Genomic DNA, 16,009 nt, shown 5'->3' with positions numbered 1-16,009 from the left:
GGCCGAATTGTCGGACCCTGCATGCACACTTCTCCCCATGGCGGCCAATAGAACATACATTCGATCTTCACACGGTGGATTCGGCAGTAGCGGATTCGGGAGGGGAGCGCGCGTGTTCGACGATGAAGTGAGCCCGCCGGCGGCGGCCGCCGTCCATACCCTCCTGGGAGAGTTGTCGGCCGCGTACGAGCGCGGCTGGCAACCCGCCGACGTTCTCCATCTGGCGCGCAGATCGAAGGAGCCGGCTGACGCCCCTCTCGCCGCCGCGCTCATCCTGCACGAGGCGGAGCAAACCCGCGCCCACGACCGCGCGCCACAGGACTGGCTCGAACAACTCCGCACCATCGGCGAGCAATACCCCGCCGCTTCGGACCTGGCACAACGCATTTCGGACCGGGTGAGCGACGCGACGGACAACACGTCCAGTGATGCGGGCGTGCGCGCCCTTGCGGCGGGTTTGCTCTTCGAAGATCCGTACCACTCCGTCTACCAGTTGACGGACCTCTCCCTGGCCTGGACCGACCTGCCCGGGTGGACCGTCCTCACTCCCCCGCCGTCCACGTGGCCCAGGGTCCGGGCCGAGGTCAGCGAGGTCGCGAGCAACAACACTGAGGCTGACGCCAAGGTACTCAACAGAATCCGCGGTCTGCTCGCCAAGGCGGAGGCCACGGACTTCGCCGAGGAAGCCGAAATCTTCACCGCGAAGGCCCAGGAGTTGATGACCCGCTACGCCATCAACGCCGCCCTCCTCCACACCCAGAACGGCTCGGGAAACACCGCGGTCCACAGTCGCCGGATCCACCTCGAGAATCCCTATGTCAAGGAGAAGGTGCACCTGCTCACCGAGATCGGTGACTCCAACCGGGTGCGCACCGTGTGGTTCAGTTCGCTGGCCATCGCCACGGTGGTGGGAACACCCCTCGACCTGCAGCAGGTCGACATGCTCTTCACTTCTCTGCTGGTGCAGGCTACGCGGGCAATGCAATTCGCCGATGCGGACAGTCGCAGCGGTTCCCGCACCACGTCCTTCCGCAAAGGTTTCCTCGCAGGGTTTGCGAGCCGGATCGGCCAGCGGTTACGCGACGCCGACAGCCGAGCAACAGTTGAGGCCGCCGACGAGGCGTCGATCCCGGTCGACGACCTCCTGCCGATTCTCGCCACGAAGTCCGAAGCTGTCGACGCCGAGTTCGACCGCCTGTTTCCTCGTACCCGCAAAGCACGGGGAAGGGCCGTAGACGCGCACGGTTGGTACGCCGGGCAGGCGGCCGCGGACGACGCCACCCTGGCGCCTGGTGAGCGGGCACTACGGCGGTAGCGGCGGCGACCTCCCCGGAGTTCTACGCCTTCCGCGACGCCAGGACGGTCTCGTACAACTCGCGTTTCGACACACCCGGGGTGGCAACCAACGCGCACGCATCCTTCAGTCGGGTGCCGTCGGCAACCAGTCGTTCCACCTCGTCGACGAGGTCAGCGGGATCGGACGCCACGATGGTGGCCCCTTCCACCACCACCGTGATCTCACCGCGTACCCCCTCGGCCGCCCATTCGGCGAGTTCGGAGAGGGTGCCGCGGCGTACCTCCTCGTAGGTCTTGGTCAGTTCGCGGCAGACGGCGGCTCGGCGGGTGCCGCCGAGAACCACCACGGCGTCGGCGAGGCAGTCGGCGAGGCGGTGGGGTGCCTCGAAGAACACGCACGCTCGCTGCTCGTTCACCAACGCCTGCAACCACGATTTGCGCTGGCCCTGTTTGCGGGGCGGGAAGCCGTCGAAACAGAAGCGCTCCACTGGGAGCCCCGACAGGGCCAGGGCAGTCGTCACCGCCGACGGTCCCGGCAGACACGTGACTGCCAGGTCCTCGGCGACACATGCGGACACCAGCCGATAGCCGGGGTCGCTCACCGAAGGCATCCCCGCGTCGGTCACGAGGAGCACCGTTTTGCCCGCCGCCACGTCGGCCACGAGCGCAGGCAGGCGTGCCACCTCCACCTGGTCGTAGAAGCTGACCACCTTTCCGCTGATCGTCACCTCGAGCGCGGACGCCAAGGCCTTGGTGCGACGGGTGTCCTCCGCGGCGACGACGTCGGCCGTTTCCAGCGCCGTACGCAGCCTCGGCGAGGCGTCACCCACGTCCCCCATCGGTGTTGCGGCGAGCACTAGGCGACCAGTCATGACCCACAGCCTACGATTGCCGCGTGACGATGTTGACGGACGAGCGACCGACGCCCTCCGCACGACAGTCGTCGGTGGTCAGTCCGGCGCCCCTCGCCCCTCCCCCCGGTTTCGGCCCCGTGGACCGTGCCCGCGGTTGGGTAGTGACGCTGTTCGTCACGGCGATCGCGGCGATCACCCGGTTCACGATGCTGGGGTACCCCACCGACGCGGGCACACCCGTGTTCGACGAGAAGCACTACGCGCCACAGGGGTGGCAGGTTCTCACCGGCGGCTGGATCGAGGACAACCCCGGGTACGGCCTGGTGGTGCATCCACCGATCGGAAAACAACTGATCGCGATGGGCGAGGCGATCTTCGGCTACAACGGCTGGGGATGGCGGTTCGCGTCGGCAGTGGCAGGCACGATTCTCGTCCTGCTCGTGATTCGCATCGTCAGGCGATTGAGCCGGTCCACTCTCCTCGGTGGTCTCGCGGGCATCCTGCTCGTCGCAGACGGTGTCACCTTCGTGTCCTCCCGACTGGGCATGCTGGACATCTTCTTGGCCCTCTTCGCCGTCGCCGCCCTCGGTTGTCTCGTCGTGGACCGCGACGAGGTCCGCGAGCGAATGGCCCGTGTCCACGACGAGGGGCGGATCGGCGACAGCGAATGGGGGCCGCGTCTCGGCGTGCGTTGGTGGCGTTTCGGCGCCGGAATCATGCTGGGGCTGGCGTGCGGAACCAAGTGGTCGGGCATCTACTTCATCGTCTTCTTCGGGTTGCTCAGCGTGTGTTTCGACGTGGCGGCCCGACGGGCGTACGGGGTGCAGCGTCCATGGTCCGGCACCGGCATCCGGGATGTCGGCCCGGCGCTGTACGCACTGGTCGTCGTGCCTCTGTTCGTCTATCTCGGCAGCTACTGGGCCTGGTTCGCCAGCGAGACCGGAGTCGATCGGCACGCGGTGGGCAACGAGATCGGAACGGGCGGAACCTGGTCGTTCCTCCCGTCCGCGCTGCGGTCGCTGTGGTACTACAGCGGCAACGTCCTCGAATTCCACGCTGGTCTCACCAACTCCGCGGGCAACCATCACCCGTGGGAGTCGAAGCCGTGGACGTGGCCGATGGGCCTTCGCCCGATGCTGTACTACTTCGCCGAGGGCGGCCACGTCTCCGGATGCAGTGCGTCCAGCTGCGTCAAGGCGGTCATGCTCGTCGGCACTCCCGCGATGTGGTGGCTCGCGTTGCCGATGCTCGCGTGGGCGTTGTGGCAGACGGTAGTCCGCAAGGACTGGCGATACGCAACCGTGCTCACCGGGTACGCTGCCGCCTTCCTGCCGTGGCTGACCACCCTCGACCGCCAGATGTACTACTTCTACGCGGTGGCCCTCGCGCCGTTCATGGTGATGGGTATCGCGCTGGTCCTCGGCGACATCCTCGGCAGGGCCACGTCGTCGTACGAACGTCGCGGCACCGGGCTGCTCGCCGTGTGCCTCTATGTGGGACTGGTGGTGGCCAACTTCATCTGGCTGTGGCCCATCCTCACCGGTCTGCCGATCACACCACAGATGTGGCAGCACCAGCTGTGGCTACCGAGCTGGCGCTGACCGTCCCAATTGACCCAGCTGGCGCTGACCGTTCAGCCGCGCGGATTCTCGACGGAACTGGGCGAGCGACGTCGGTTCGCCACCACTTTCCGAAGCTCCCGCCGCATCTCCCTGGCTTCGACGACGAGCGAATCACGCGAGAGATCCTTGTACAGAGACAGACACAAACCGATCATCACGATGACGAACGGTGCGGCCGCGATGATCGTCATCGTCTGCAGTCCGTCCAGGGCTGTGTCACCACCGGTCCACAGGATCAGGGCAGCAACACCACCGGTCAGCACACCCCAGAAGACGACCACCCAGCGCTGCGGATCGAGGGAACCGCGCTGCGAGAGTGTGCCCATCACCATGGAAGCGGCATCAGCACCGGATACGAAGAAGATGGCGACGAGCACCATCACCAGAACGGTGGTGATGCCGGTGAGCGGCAGGTGGTCGAGCATCCCGAACAGTTGCCCTTCCTGGGTGTCCTGCCCGGCAAGGTCGATACCGTCGCGCTGCTCACCGATGCCCGCGCCACCGAAGATGGCGAACCAGACGAGGCTGACCACACTCGGAACAAGGATGACTCCGAAAACGAACTGACGAATGGTCCGGCCGCGGCTGATACGCGCCAGGAACATGCCGACAAACGGGGTCCACGAGATCCACCACGCCCAGTAGAAGATGGTCCACGACGACAGCCACTCACCGGTCGCCGGATCGGATGACGCCCCGGTTCGCGCCGACATCTGCGCCAGTTCGGCAGCGTAGGCCCCGATCGTCGTCGGCAGCAGGTTCAAGATGAGGACCGTCGGACCCACCACGAACACGAACAGCGCCAGCACGACGGCGAGCACCATGTTGGTGTTGGACAGCCACTGGATGCCCTTCGAGACACCCGACACCGCGGACGCCACGAAAGCGAGAGTCAGGAGCGCGACAATGGCGACGAGCAGGAAGGTGCTGACCTCGGACATCCACCCGACAACCTGAAAACCCGAGCCGATCTGCAGGGCCCCGAGACCAAGCGAGGCAGCGGTACCGAACAGCGTCGCGAAGATCGCGAGCACATCGATGAACTTCCCGATCGGGCCTTCCGCGCGCCGGCCGAGCAGGGGAACGAACGCCGAGCTGAACAGCTGCTTGCGTCCCTTGCGGTACGAACCGTACGCAATCGACAAACCAACCACGGCATACATCGCCCATGGATGCAGGCTCCAGTGGAACATAGTGGTGGCCATCGCCGTTCCAACACCACCGTCGGTGCCGGGCGGCGGCGCGACGTAGTGCGCGAGCGGCTCGGCGACACCGAAGAACATCAACCCGATACCCATGCCCGCGCTGAACATCATCGCGATCCAGCTGACCGTGCGAAACTCCGGCTTCTCGCCGTCCTTACCGAGCGGAATGTGACCGAACCGGCTGAACGCGAGCCACAACGAGAAGAGCACGAAGCCGGACGCCGACAGAACGAACAGCCACCCGAGGTCGGTGACCAACCACGAGAGTGCCTTCCCGGTGGTCGAATCGAGGTTATCGGGGGCCGCGAGACCCCACACGACGATGAGCGCCACGGCCGCGGCAGCGATGGAAAATACAACGTAATCGGTGCGAACACCGATCCGCTTCAGCCCGTCGGATGCTGTCGCATTCGGAGACTCGGATTGGTGATCCGGCAGATCAGTATTCATTGCCATGAACAAATACGTTGGTCACTGACGGGAGTAAATGCAAGCTGGGTGCAGGTCGGCCTCTGAACGAAGGCCGCTGCGCGCAGATCGTCACACCGCGGCTCTGCCCCATCCCGCACCCCGTCCGATCAGGCCGTCGATACCGAGGCGCCCGGCACCGATGACGGCCAGAAGAAGCGAGCCCACGCCCAGTGCGACGACGAGTTCGTACCCACCCTCGGAAACGAACACACCCTTGTCTGCGTGCACGAGGATCAGCGCACCGAGCATGTCGAGAAAGAGGAGGAATCCGGCCACCGGTGTGGCCAATCCCACGATGAGCGCGAAGCCGCCCGCAAGTTCGATCGTGGCTGCCGCTATCGCCGAGATGTCGGGCAGGGGTACTCCCATGTCGGCAAACGACGCTTGGGTCGCGTTCACGCCGAATTCGAAGAACTTCTGCCAGCCGTGCGCGACGAAAACAACGCCCAGCCCGATGCGCGCGATCAGAATCGAGAGGTCACGAAACAGTGCGGAGGCCATACCGAGTGTTTCCCTTTCTGCAATCGCTCCTTCTGGATGAAGCGCGGCTCAGCCGGCGCCGCGGAGGGCCGACTGCACGAAATCGAGGATTTCTTCGTCGGAGACGCCCAGCTTGCGCAGTTCCTGCACGTATCGGGTGGCCGCCTTCTCGCCACCGACGCGGATGGGATCCCCACCACCAGCGATGAAGGTGCCCTGCTTGCCCCGGCTTTCGATGACGCCCTGCTCGCCGAGCTCGCGGTACGCCTTCGCAACGGTGTTGGGGGCCAGCCCCACCTCGACGGCCAGGGCGCGGACCGTCGGGATCTTCGTACCGGCGATCAGCCGGCCTGTGCGCACCTGCTCGATGATCTGTAGCCGTAACTGGTCGAACGGAGCTGTCGGCGAGTCCGGATCGATGTCGATGTGCACGGCCGGCGCCACCTCCGTTGTTCCAGGCGTTGTATCAGACCGTAGTGGGGAGGGGACGACGCCGCAATGGTTGCCGGCGACCGCAGCTGGTCACAGCGCCGCGACGGCGTCCTCGACAGGGGTCGGCCCGGACGTCAGCATGAGGGTCTTCGTCGCGGTACTCGGATCGTCGAGAAGCGCCACGATCACGGCGGCGACATCGGCCCGCGGCACGGTACCGCGCTCGAGGGGCGGGGCGGCGAGGGTGACGTGCCCTGTCGATTCGTCGTCGATCAACCCACCGGGCCGGAGAATCGTCCAGTCCAGAAAAGTGCGCGCACGCAAATCTTCCTCGGCCGAAGTCTTGGCGACGAGGTAGGCGGCGAACACGTCGTCGGTTCCTTCCGGGATCGGCTCACCGGCACCGAACGAACTGACCTGAACGAACCGGCGCACCCCCGCCTTCTCGGCGGCTTCGGCGAGCAGCACGGCGGCGCCGCGGTCGACGGTGTCCTTGCGCTCCACTCCGCTACCCGGGCCGGCACCGGCAGCGAACACTGTGGCGTCCGCACCCAGCAGAACCTTCGCGACGTCGTCGACGGTCGAATTCTCGAGGTCGATGACCACCGGCTCGGCGCCGAGCGCTGCCACGGCGTGCTCGTGGTCCGGATTGCGGATCAGGGCCACGGCACGGTCTCCTCTCGCGGTCAGTAGCTTGGTCAGATGGCGTGCGATCTTCCCGTGCCCACCCGCGACGACGATGCGGCGGGGCATGCTGTTCGAGTGCTCGGCCATGGTCGATCTCCCTCTGTAGTCGACTGTTCCACGTACGCACAGTGCAGCGCACGGTACCGGTTCGTTTGTTCCCGGGTGCAGAATGTCCTTCATGGCGAACACCGCGACGATCTACCACAACCAACGCTGCAGCACCTCCCGTACCGTCCTGGGACTGATCCGGGACGCGGGCATCGAACCCACCGTCGTGAAGTACCTCGAGACGCCGCCCACGCGGGACGCTCTGCGCAAGCTGCTCGGCGACGCCGGACTGAAGCCGAGCGAGGCCATCCGCAAGAAGGAAGCGGTCTACAAGGAGCTGGCCCTGGCTCAGGCGTCGGAGGATGAACTGCTCGACGCCATGACGGAGCATCCCATCCTCATCGAACGACCGATCGTCGTGACGGACAAGGGCACTGTGCTGGCTCGCCCGGCCACGAAGGTCGCCGATATCCTTTAGGCGCTGCGCGCCCGTGCGTGGTTGAGGAGTCCCTGCACTCGTCAACCACGCACGGGCGGCGAAGCCGCCTACAGCGAGTCACGGGCCACCGGACAGGACATGCAGCGCGGCCCGCCGCGGCCCGACCCCAGTTCGGAGCCGGCGATCCGCAGGACCTCGATGCCCGACGCTTCGAGGCGGGCGTTGGTTTCGGCGTTGCGTTCGTAGGCGACGACGACTCCCGGCGCCAGGGCGAGTGTGTTGTTTCCGTCGTCCCACTGCTCGCGTTCGGCGGTGACGTTGTCGAGTCCGGTATCGATGACCCGCAACTTCCCGATTCCCATCGCCTCGGCGGCAGCGATCAGGAAGGGGTCGGCGCCGCGGATGGACACACCTTTGTCTTCGCGGTGAATCGTGAACGCCGACAGCGTGTCCTGGATGACGGGGTACATCACGACCGCGTCGTGGTCCACCATCGTGCAGACGGTGTCGAGGTGCATCGACGCCCTCGACTGCGCGATCGGAACCACCAGTACGGTATGAGCGAGTTCGTCCTCGAACACGCTGCGCGCCAAGGCCTCCGCACCGGCTGGGGTGGTGCGCTCCCCCACTCCCACGGCGACGACACCAGGCGCGAGCAGCAGGACGTCGCCGCCTTCGACGGGGGCTGTGTGTGATTCGTAGGCGCGCCGGGCACCACGGAACCGGGGATGGTGGGCGTAGATGATGTCGGTGAGCGACGTTTCCCGCACGCGCGCCGGCAAGGCCAGCGAGGTGATGGCCACGCGCGGGCCGATCCACACCGACGAGTCCCGGGTGAACAGCAGATTAGGGAGCGGGTCGATGACGAAGTCGCCGCCGTGATGCATGCGCCGGACCAGCGACGCACTGCTCGCCGCCACCGGGAGTTCGTCGAAGGTCATGCCCGCAGTGAGAATGGTGGACAGGTCCTGGGCGGGCACACCGCGCAGGTGGGCGGCCAGTTCCTGCGCGAGTGTGTGCCCGAGCTTGCGCGGATCCACCGCAGCGCCGATCCCTTGCATGCGGGCCGCGCCGCTGGCGGCGAGCGTCTCGGTGAGCAGTTCGGACAGCAGCAGTACCTCGACTCCCCGGCTGCGCAGCACGTCGGCGAACGCGTCGTGTTCCTCCTGCGCGCGGTCCACCCACGGCAGCCCGTCGAAGAGCAGTTGGTCGTTGTTGCGGGGTGTCAGCCGCTTCAGTTCGTCCCCGGGCCGGTGCAGAAGGACGGCACGAAGCTGCCCCACTTCGGAGTTGGCTCCCAGCGGCGCAGAACCGGACGCGTTCATGCCTAGACGGTAATGCGGTCGGGCGTCGCAGGCACGCCAAACACTCCGTCGCCGAACGCGTCACGTCTTGCGGGGACGAGTAGCGTGAGACGGCGGAGGTACTCATGGAGGAAGAGTCGAGTCGATCTACTGCGACAGCCGGTCCGTCTGTTCCGGCGACCGCGCCCGGTCCGTCCGTGCCACCCGCGTTGGCCCCGTTCGCCGGACGTTGGGTGGGGGACGGCAAGGGCGCCTATCCGACGATCGACGACTTCGCGTACACCGAGGAAATCGAGTTCACGGCGAGCGGTAAGCCGTTTCTCGGGTATCGGTCCCGAACGTGGGCCACAGACGACGGACGTCCCTTGCACTCCGAGTCGGGTTATCTGCGGCTGGTAGCCGAGGACGAGGCTGAACTTCTCATTGCCCAGCCCACCGGTTTCGTCGAGATTCATCGTGGTCAGATTCGCGAGGGCACCATCGAGTTGTCGATGCTGTCGCTGTCCGCGTCTCCGGACGCGAAGCCGGTACACAACGTGCGCAGGAAGCTGTCGGTGCGGGGCAATGACCTCACGTACGACTTGTGGATGGCGCACGGACCCACACCGCTCACCCACCACCTGCACGGTCACCTCCGCCTCGACTGACCTCGAGTACTGTTCGGGTACCTCCGGTGAAAGGTGCCCGATGTGGAGATGCCCGAATGGAAAGCGAAGGAACTCACACCCGGCCAGCTGTCGGAGCGCAGCGGCGTGGCCGTGTCCGCTCTCCACTTCTACGAGCGCGAAGGTCTCATCACCAGTCGCCGCACCAGCGGCAACCAGCGGCGGTACCGTCGGGACACCCTCCGGAGGGTGGCGTTCATTCGCATTGCCCAGCGAGTGGGGATACCCCTAGCCGAGATCCGGGACGCCCTCGCCACCCTGCCCGAGGGGCGAACGCCGACCCGCAAGGACTGGGAGAAGTTGTCGACGCGGTGGCACGCGGAACTGGATCAGCGGATCGAACAACTGGTTCGCTTACGTGACAACCTGACCGGATGTATCGGGTGCGGATGCCTCTCGCTGGGCAGCTGCACGATCGTCAACAGTCACGATCGCCTCGGTAGTGCCGGGCCCGGCGCGCGGACGCTCGACGTGGAGCTGAACACCTGCTCGTAGGCGCCGGCGGTCAGCTGTCGCCAAGCCATTTCTCGACCGCGTCGCGGTCCTGGCCCACCATGTCGCGGACGAGCTTCTTGATCAGTGACTCGATCTGACCACCGACCAACGGGATCTTCACCTCGACCGACCCTATGACCTCCAGCACCGAGCCTTCCCCCGAACCCCGAAGCACCGAGGCGCACTCGATGCGGACCGGGATGCCGGTGGAGTTCCCACGAATCCGGCCGTCGGCCCGGTTTCCGTCGAGGGGCCCCCATTCGTCGGCGCGTTCGACCTTCAGCTCCCCCGAGACGACCTTGCGGACCAGCCCGGGAAGCGAGGAGGCACTGATGCTGTCGCGCATCGTCGCCGTCAGGGTTCCGGGCCCGCCGCTCTCGTCCAGCGTGAGCTTCTCGGGTGCCTCTTCGAATCGGTGCCGCCAGAACACCTGGTCCGTCAGCGTCGCATGGACGCGCTCCACGGGGTACGCGATGTCTTCCGAGTATTCGAAGCGTTTCGCCATGACGGCAGCCTACGACACGCTCACCCGTCGAGCAGGGGTCCGGAGGCGTGGTCGTGATCTCCAGCGGGCACCGTTTCCGGAAGACCATCCGCACTTTGCGGGGGCTCTGCCCGTCGCTATCGGGCCGCTGTGAGTGACTGGTGCCTCGCCGAACGGAAGTCCCGGCGCAATCCGTCGAATCAGGGGTGCGATCTACGCCTCGGGTCCACACTGGAACAGCACCAGTTGAGGCAACTCGATCAACCGAATGAGGGTGGGCATGGCCGATGGCGAACCGCTGATACCACCGAGTGCCGTCGACGTCGATATCTCCGACATCGCCTGGGGAGCGGACCGCACGATGTCCGACTTCGAGACCGGGATGTGGCGGATGGAGGAGGCACAACCGAAGCTGCGTTCGCCGATCGTCGCGGTCGATGTACTCGACGGACCGCCGGACTGGGACCGATTGGTGCGCGCCCACGAGTGGGCCTCGCATATGGTGCCCCGAATCCGGATGCGCGTGGTCGAACCCACGCTGCGGCTGGGTAACCCCATGTGGTCGGTCGACCCGGAATTCGACCTGGACTATCACCTCACACGGGTGCGGCTACCCGAACCCGCGACCTTCGACCACGCACTGCGGATGTGCCGGCGTCTGGCCACCGAACCGTTCGACCGCGCGCGTCCGCCTTGGCGCGCCATGCTGATCGAGGGACTCGAGGACGGTCGCGCCATTTACGTCGTGAAGACGCATCACAGCATCACGGACGGTCTGGGCGGTATTCAGTTGATGACACTGCTGCACAGCAGGCGTCCCGAGCCGTCACCGGACAAGCCGGACCGGCCGCCACCCCTGCCCGAGCGGATGTCGGGCGGCGGCGCGTTCTTCGAGCAGGCACTCGGAAACGTTCGCCGAGCACCGGGTCGACTCGGTGGCCTCGTGCGCGGCGCCGCCCGGACGACGATGACCGCCGTGACCGACCCGGTCGGGACCGTCACCGACATCGTCGGTTACGCCAATTCGATCCGCCGGGTGATCACTCCTCCCCCGGCCGCGGGGTCGCCCTTGTTGCGCGACCGTGGGCTCGGCCGCTGGTTCGGCGTGCTCGAGGTCGGAGTCGACGAGCTGAGGTCGGCCGCTCACCGAGCGGAAGCTTCACTCAACGACGCCTACGTCGCCGCCCTGCTCGGTGGCTTCCGGCGCTATCACGAGTCCTTCGGCCACGACATCGATACGATTCCCGTCGGCATGCCGGTGAGCCTGCGGGTGGCGTCGGATCCGACCGGGGGAAACCGGTTCGCCGCCGCCCGCTTCGCGGGCCCGGTCGGGGAGGTCGACCCGATCGAGCGGATCAAGAAGGTGCGCGCCATCGTCCTCGATTTGCGTCAGGAGCCGGCTCTCGGGCTGCTCGACTCGGCTGCGCCGATTCTGGTTCGGATGCCGACAGTGGTGCTGGCCAATTGGTATCTCGCCCAGTCGAGCGGTCTGGACCTGCAGGCCAGCAATGTCGCCGGTGTGCCCGTGCCGGTCTACCTCGCGGGAGCCCGGATCGAGCGGATGTTCCCCTTCGGTCCCGCACCCGGTTGTGCCGTGATGGCGACTCTGGTCTCGCACGTCGGCACGTGTTGTATCGGCGTCAATCTCGACACCGCGGCGGTGACCGAACCGGCCCGTTTCATGTTGTGCCTACAGGAGAGCCTCGACGAAATCGTCGAACTCGGCCGTGGATGAACGAAAGGACCACGCAAATGGACGAGCAGACGACACGGCCACGCGTCTACCTCATCGAGTCGATGAGCGACATCGAGGAAACCACCCTGCGCGCGTGGCTGGAACGACAGAGCGGGAGCGACGGCCACGAGCCGCAAGCCGTCCGCGTCTCGGCCGATGAGTTTGCGGACGTGTGCCGGCGCGAGGACGATCCACTTCTCGTCCCCCTCCGGGTGGTATGGCGGCCGAGGACGGACCAGCCCGACGGCATGCAGCGGGTGCGGGAGTCGCTTCTGCGTGATCCCCTGCATCCCGGCCCGGGCATGCAGCGCCGGATCCTTCGCCGAGAACCCGCGCGCTGCGAGGTGATCGAAGGTGACCCGGCGCCGTTGAGCGACCTCCGCCGCCGGCTCGCCGAGAAGGGTGGCGGTTCGCTGCCCGATTTCGTACGCCGCCAGGCCGCGCTGACCCTCGAGCGCGCCGAGCGGTCGCTACTGGGAACCCAATACAAGGTGTCGCGGTTCGTGGTCGACGAGATGACCGACACCAGCCGGTTCCACACCGGCATCCACGAGTTGGCTGCGCGCCTGGATCTGCCGGCCGCGTTGGTCGAACGTCGCGCTCGGGGTGCCCTGGACGAGATGGTGGCGGCGCAGAGCCGACGTGCGATCGCGGTGTGGGACCAACTGGGCCGCTACTTTTCGCGGGCGTACCGACTCGACGTCGACACCTCGCGCCTCGACGAGCTCCGTGAGCTGAACAAGGAACACTCTCTCGTGTTCCTGCCCAGCCACCGCTCATACCTCGATCCACTGGTGCTGCGGCCCGCCCTCCTCGCGAACGACCTGCCCCTCAATCACGTGATGGGCGGATTGAACGTGAGTTTCTGGCCGATCGGGCCGATCAGCAAGCGCAGTGGCACCGTCTTCATTCGCCGCAAGTTCGACGACGACGAGATTTACAAGTGGTCTCTCCGCGAATACATGCGTTACCTGCTGACCAAACGGTTCAACCTCGAGTGGTACATCGAGGGTGGACGCAGCCGGACCGGGAAGCTGCGGCCGCCCCGTTTCGGGCTCCTCACGTACCTGGCCAAAGCATTCCAGTCCAGTAGCATGTCCGACGTCTACCTCATTCCTGTCTCGCTCACTTATGACCAGCTGTACGAGGTTGGTGCGATGGCGGCCGAGGCACACGGCGAGGCGAAGACGAAGGAAGGACTTCGCTGGCTCGTCGGATACGTGCGTGCCCAGGGACAGCGCCATGGGGTGGCCCATGTCAATTTCGGCAGACCGATGTCGCTCGCGGAGTACCTCGGCCAGGGAGACGACCTACGGCTGGCCGTGCAGAAAACGGCGTTCGAGGTGTCGCACCGCATCAACGAGGTGACCCCGGTGACGGCCACGTCGCTCGTGATGCTCGCATTTCTGGGCATCGAGGACCGTGCGCTCACCGTGTCCGAGCTACGCGCCATCCTCGGACCTCTCGTCGACTACATCACTGTCCGGCGGCTACCGACTGCGGGTGATGTCGACCTCACCAATCCCGAGGTCATTCGCACGGCGCTGCGGACCCATCTCGACTCCGGTGTGCTGCGCTGTTTCGACCGGGGCAGTGAGCGTGTGTTCTATCTCGGGCGGGACCAGCACCTCGTCGCAGCGTTCTACCGCAACAACACCATCCACTTCCTCGTGATGCGCGCCATCGCGGAAATGGTTCTCCGCGCCGCGGCCGATCAGCCGTTCGGCAATCCCCTCGAGGACGGGTGGGACGAGGCGCTCCGCATCCGGGACTTGCTGAAGTTCGAATTCTTCTTCAGCGACAAGGACGCCTTCCGTGACCAGCTCCGGACCGAACTCGAGATCATCGATCCCTTGTGGCGGGAGAACATGCGCGACCCCGCACATGCCGAGAAGTTGCTGTCGACGGCACCGATCCACCTGGCACACCGGGTTCTGCAACCGTTCCTCGAGGCCTACGCGGTGGTATCCGATCAGCTGTTGCGCACGCCGACCGACGAGAAGTTCGACGAGAAAGCGTTTCTCACCGAGTGCCTTTCGCTGGCCGAGCAGCGCCGGTTACGCCAGCAGATCGGGAGCAGGGAATCGATCTCTGCCGAGCTCTTTACGACTGCACTGAAATTGGCACGCAACCGGGGAGTTGTCGAACCGAACGCGCAGAATCTCGAGGGCCGGCGTATCGAGTTCGATGCCGAGATCCGCACCCAGGTCGACCGGGTCCTGCGAATCCGGACTCTTGCTCACGACACCCTCGATCAGGTGGTGGGTGAGTAGATGAGTGATCTGCGGAGCCTCCACGATGCCATCGCCGCCGCCCCGCCCGGTCCCGGAACGCTTGCCGCCTTCGACCTGGACGGGACACTCATCAGTGGGTATTCGGCCAGTGTGGTCTACCGGGATCGGCTGCGGCGGTTCGACATCAGCGTCGCCGAACTGTTACGCACTACCGGGGCCGCCATGGAGACCCGATTTCGGGGCGCCGATGTGAGCGGCCTGATGCGTATCGGCGTACAGAGTCTGGCCGGTCGCATGGAGGACGAAATGCAGGAGTGGGGGCAGCGCCTCTTCCGGCAGGAGATTGCCCGGATGATCTACTCGGAGGTCCGTGGGCTACTCGCCGCGCATTGGCACGCGGGACACAGGGTGGTGATGGCCACGTCCGCTACTCCGTATCAGGCGCAGTCGGTGGCCGATGACCTCGCCATCGAGGACGTCCTCTGCACTCGCCCCGAGATCTTGGACGGCATGCTCACCGGTCAACTCGCATCCGCTCCGCTATGGGGTCCGGCCAAGGCGGAGGCGGTGCGGACGTACGCGGAACAACACGGCGCAGACCTGGGCAATAGTTTCGCATATTCCAATGGCGCGGAGGATATTCCGATGCTGGCGTCGGTGGGCAATCCGGTCGCCTTGAATCCGGATCGGAAGCTGGCGGCGACCGCCCGGCGGAACGGGTGGCCTTCGGTGAATCTGCGGCCACCGCAGAGCGGCAACGACCCGGTGTCGATTGCGCGCACCACCACCGCAATCGGCGCGTTGATGGGCGCCGCCGCGTTCGGAGTCTCGGCCGGTCTGGTCACGAGGAACCGCCAGACCGCCGCCAACCTGGTCGGTAGCTTCGGCCCCGATATCGCCCTGGCGATCTGCGGCATCGGGCTGCGGGTGAGTGGCAAGGAGAACGCCGAAGCCGCACGACCGGCGGTATTCATGTTCAATCACCAGAGTTCACTCGACATGCTGGTGGTCGGCAGCGTCATCCGTCACGACGTGACCGGTGTCGCCAAGAAGGAAGCCGCACGCGACCCCCGTTTCCTTCCCGTCGGTGCACTGCTCGACGTCGCGTACATCGATCGGTCGGACAGCGCCAAGGCCAGGGCCGCGCTGCAACCGGCGGTGGAGAAGCTGCACTCGGGCATCTCCATCGCCATCGCCCCCGAAGGCACGCGCACCCCCACTCCTCGTCTCGGCAAGTTCAAGAAGGGTGGGTTCCATCTCGCGATCTCGGCTGGGGTGCCGATCGTGCCGATCGTCATCCACAACGCCGGAGAGCTGATGTGGCGCAACTCGCTGGTCGCACACTCCGGGACCGTCTACGTCGACGTGCTCGAACCCGTCCCCACAGACGGGTGGGATACCTCCGATCTGGACAAACACGTCGAGGAAGTCCGCACGCTGTTCGAGAAGTGCCTGCACGGCGGGCACCGCTGAGAAATAAAAATCAGAGAATCTTCCGGCGCGATGTAGAGAAACCGGAATGTGCTCCGTCCTCTTCGTGAAAGGCGCCAGAATGGGC

15 protein-coding genes are annotated in these 16,009 nt (G+C 65.9%); 8 read left to right on the top strand and 7 right to left on the bottom strand.

Going from position 1 to position 16,009, the window contains the following annotated elements; translation table 11 throughout:
* Positions 1-112 precede the first annotated feature (112 nt).
* A complete protein-coding gene (locus NOF53_RS03570) occupies positions 113-1,315 on the top strand; it encodes a DUF2786 domain-containing protein (protein ID WP_255965611.1) in 1,203 nt (400 codons plus the stop codon).
* Positions 1,316-1,337: 22 nt separating this feature from the next.
* Here NOF53_RS03570 and rsmI read toward each other — a convergent pair whose 3' ends face one another.
* Positions 1,338-2,168 carry a 16S rRNA (cytidine(1402)-2'-O)-methyltransferase gene (gene rsmI, locus NOF53_RS03565; RefSeq protein ID WP_255965610.1) on the bottom strand — a complete coding sequence of 277 codons (831 nt, stop codon included), beginning with the start codon at positions 2,166-2,168 and terminating at the stop codon, positions 1,338-1,340.
* Positions 2,169-2,197: 29 nt separating this feature from the next.
* On the opposite strand from rsmI, the gene NOF53_RS03560 reads away from it, so the two are divergent.
* A complete protein-coding gene (locus NOF53_RS03560) occupies positions 2,198-3,751 on the top strand; it encodes a dolichyl-phosphate-mannose--protein mannosyltransferase (protein ID WP_255965808.1) in 1,554 nt (517 codons plus the stop codon).
* A 32-nt stretch (positions 3,752-3,783) separates the two neighbouring features.
* Here the strand turns inward: NOF53_RS03560 and NOF53_RS03555 are convergent, their stop codons facing one another.
* The 4 genes from NOF53_RS03555 to NOF53_RS03540 all read right to left on the bottom strand — a co-directional run bounded on the left by NOF53_RS03555 (position 3,784) and on the right by NOF53_RS03540 (position 7,113).
* The gene (locus tag NOF53_RS03555; RefSeq protein ID WP_255965608.1) at positions 3,784-5,433 is read right to left on the bottom strand and encodes a BCCT family transporter; all 1,650 of its coding nucleotides are present in this window, start codon (positions 5,431-5,433) and stop codon (positions 3,784-3,786) included.
* A gap of 84 nt (positions 5,434-5,517) precedes the next feature.
* Positions 5,518-5,949 carry a DoxX family protein gene (locus tag NOF53_RS03550; RefSeq protein ID WP_255965606.1) on the bottom strand — a complete coding sequence of 144 codons (432 nt, stop codon included), beginning with the start codon at positions 5,947-5,949 and terminating at the stop codon, positions 5,518-5,520.
* A 48-nt stretch (positions 5,950-5,997) separates the two neighbouring features.
* Entirely contained in the window at positions 5,998-6,372 is a 375-nt protein-coding gene (locus tag NOF53_RS03545; RefSeq protein WP_255965604.1) for a GntR family transcriptional regulator, read from the bottom strand.
* A gap of 78 nt (positions 6,373-6,450) precedes the next feature.
* Entirely contained in the window at positions 6,451-7,113 is a 663-nt protein-coding gene (locus tag NOF53_RS03540) for an SDR family oxidoreductase (RefSeq protein WP_255965806.1), read from the bottom strand.
* Positions 7,114-7,225: 112 nt separating this feature from the next.
* Between NOF53_RS03540 and arsC the strand changes: the two genes are divergently transcribed.
* On the top strand, positions 7,226-7,573 hold the full coding sequence (gene arsC, locus NOF53_RS03535; protein WP_509908950.1) for an arsenate reductase (glutaredoxin): 348 nt from the start codon (positions 7,226-7,228) through the stop codon (positions 7,571-7,573).
* A gap of 68 nt (positions 7,574-7,641) precedes the next feature.
* Here arsC and arcA read toward each other — a convergent pair whose 3' ends face one another.
* Positions 7,642-8,859 (bottom strand): arginine deiminase, encoded by a 1,218-nt coding sequence (gene arcA, locus NOF53_RS03530; protein ID WP_255965600.1) that lies wholly within the window; start codon positions 8,857-8,859, stop codon positions 7,642-7,644.
* Positions 8,860-8,963: 104 nt separating this feature from the next.
* Here arcA and NOF53_RS03525 point away from each other — a divergent pair, with 104 nt between their 5' ends.
* Together NOF53_RS03525 and soxR are read left to right on the top strand one after the other, a co-directional pair.
* Complete coding sequence (locus NOF53_RS03525; RefSeq protein ID WP_255965598.1) at positions 8,964-9,485, top strand: heme-binding beta-barrel domain-containing protein; 522 nt, start codon at positions 8,964-8,966, stop codon at positions 9,483-9,485.
* 42 nt (positions 9,486-9,527) lie between these two features.
* Entirely contained in the window at positions 9,528-9,998 is a 471-nt protein-coding gene (gene soxR, locus NOF53_RS03520; protein WP_308213775.1) for a redox-sensitive transcriptional activator SoxR, read from the top strand.
* Between the two features lie 10 nt (positions 9,999-10,008).
* On the opposite strand, the gene NOF53_RS03515 is transcribed toward soxR, so the two are convergent.
* Positions 10,009-10,503 (bottom strand): DUF2505 domain-containing protein, encoded by a 495-nt coding sequence (locus NOF53_RS03515; RefSeq protein ID WP_255965596.1) that lies wholly within the window; start codon positions 10,501-10,503, stop codon positions 10,009-10,011.
* A gap of 259 nt (positions 10,504-10,762) precedes the next feature.
* On the opposite strand from NOF53_RS03515, the gene NOF53_RS03510 reads away from it, so the two are divergent.
* Genes NOF53_RS03510 through NOF53_RS03500 form a run of 3 tightly spaced genes read left to right on the top strand, consistent with a single transcriptional unit; the run spans position 10,763 to position 15,924 of the window.
* Positions 10,763-12,217: a wax ester/triacylglycerol synthase domain-containing protein gene (locus NOF53_RS03510; RefSeq protein WP_255965594.1), complete on the top strand. Its 1,455-nt coding sequence runs from the start codon at positions 10,763-10,765 to the stop codon at positions 12,215-12,217.
* 17 nt (positions 12,218-12,234) lie between these two features.
* Positions 12,235-14,490, top strand: a complete 2,256-nt coding sequence (locus NOF53_RS03505) for a glycerol-3-phosphate 1-O-acyltransferase (RefSeq protein WP_255965592.1) — start codon at positions 12,235-12,237, stop codon at positions 14,488-14,490.
* Positions 14,491-15,924 carry an HAD-IB family hydrolase gene (locus tag NOF53_RS03500; RefSeq protein ID WP_255965590.1) on the top strand — a complete coding sequence of 478 codons (1,434 nt, stop codon included), beginning with the start codon at positions 14,491-14,493 and terminating at the stop codon, positions 15,922-15,924.
* Positions 15,925-16,009: the final 85 nt, after the last annotated feature.

Origin of the sequence: Rhodococcus tibetensis, assembly GCF_024438035.1 — a bacterium.
GTDB lineage: Bacteria > Actinomycetota > Actinomycetes > Mycobacteriales > Mycobacteriaceae > Rhodococcus_F > Rhodococcus_F tibetensis.
The sequence above is the reverse complement of the archived record's forward strand: the minus strand, read 5'-3'. Positions and strand labels throughout refer to the sequence as shown.

What these genes read in the sequence shown, in the direction of transcription:
- rsmI (WP_255965610.1), bottom strand. Translation starts at nt 2,168, where the DNA reads ATGACTGGTCGCCTAGTGCTCGCCGCAACACCGATGGGGGACGTGGGT.
- NOF53_RS03515 (WP_255965596.1), bottom strand. Translation starts at nt 10,503, where the DNA reads ATGGCGAAACGCTTCGAATACTCGGAAGACATCGCGTACCCCGTGGAG.
- NOF53_RS03500 (WP_255965590.1), top strand. Translation starts at nt 14,491, where the DNA reads ATGAGTGATCTGCGGAGCCTCCACGATGCCATCGCCGCCGCCCCGCCC.
- NOF53_RS03550 (WP_255965606.1), bottom strand. Translation starts at nt 5,949, where the DNA reads ATGGCCTCCGCACTGTTTCGTGACCTCTCGATTCTGATCGCGCGCATC.
- NOF53_RS03505 (WP_255965592.1), top strand. Translation starts at nt 12,235, where the DNA reads ATGGACGAGCAGACGACACGGCCACGCGTCTACCTCATCGAGTCGATG.
- NOF53_RS03560 (WP_255965808.1), top strand. Translation starts at nt 2,198, where the DNA reads ATGTTGACGGACGAGCGACCGACGCCCTCCGCACGACAGTCGTCGGTG.
- arcA (WP_255965600.1), bottom strand. Translation starts at nt 8,859, where the DNA reads ATGAACGCGTCCGGTTCTGCGCCGCTGGGAGCCAACTCCGAAGTGGGG.
- NOF53_RS03540 (WP_255965806.1), bottom strand. Translation starts at nt 7,113, where the DNA reads ATGCCCCGCCGCATCGTCGTCGCGGGTGGGCACGGGAAGATCGCACGC.
- NOF53_RS03555 (WP_255965608.1), bottom strand. Translation starts at nt 5,433, where the DNA reads ATGGCAATGAATACTGATCTGCCGGATCACCAATCCGAGTCTCCGAAT.
- NOF53_RS03525 (WP_255965598.1), top strand. Translation starts at nt 8,964, where the DNA reads ATGGAGGAAGAGTCGAGTCGATCTACTGCGACAGCCGGTCCGTCTGTT.
- NOF53_RS03510 (WP_255965594.1), top strand. Translation starts at nt 10,763, where the DNA reads ATGGCCGATGGCGAACCGCTGATACCACCGAGTGCCGTCGACGTCGAT.
- arsC (WP_509908950.1), top strand. Translation starts at nt 7,226, where the DNA reads ATGGCGAACACCGCGACGATCTACCACAACCAACGCTGCAGCACCTCC.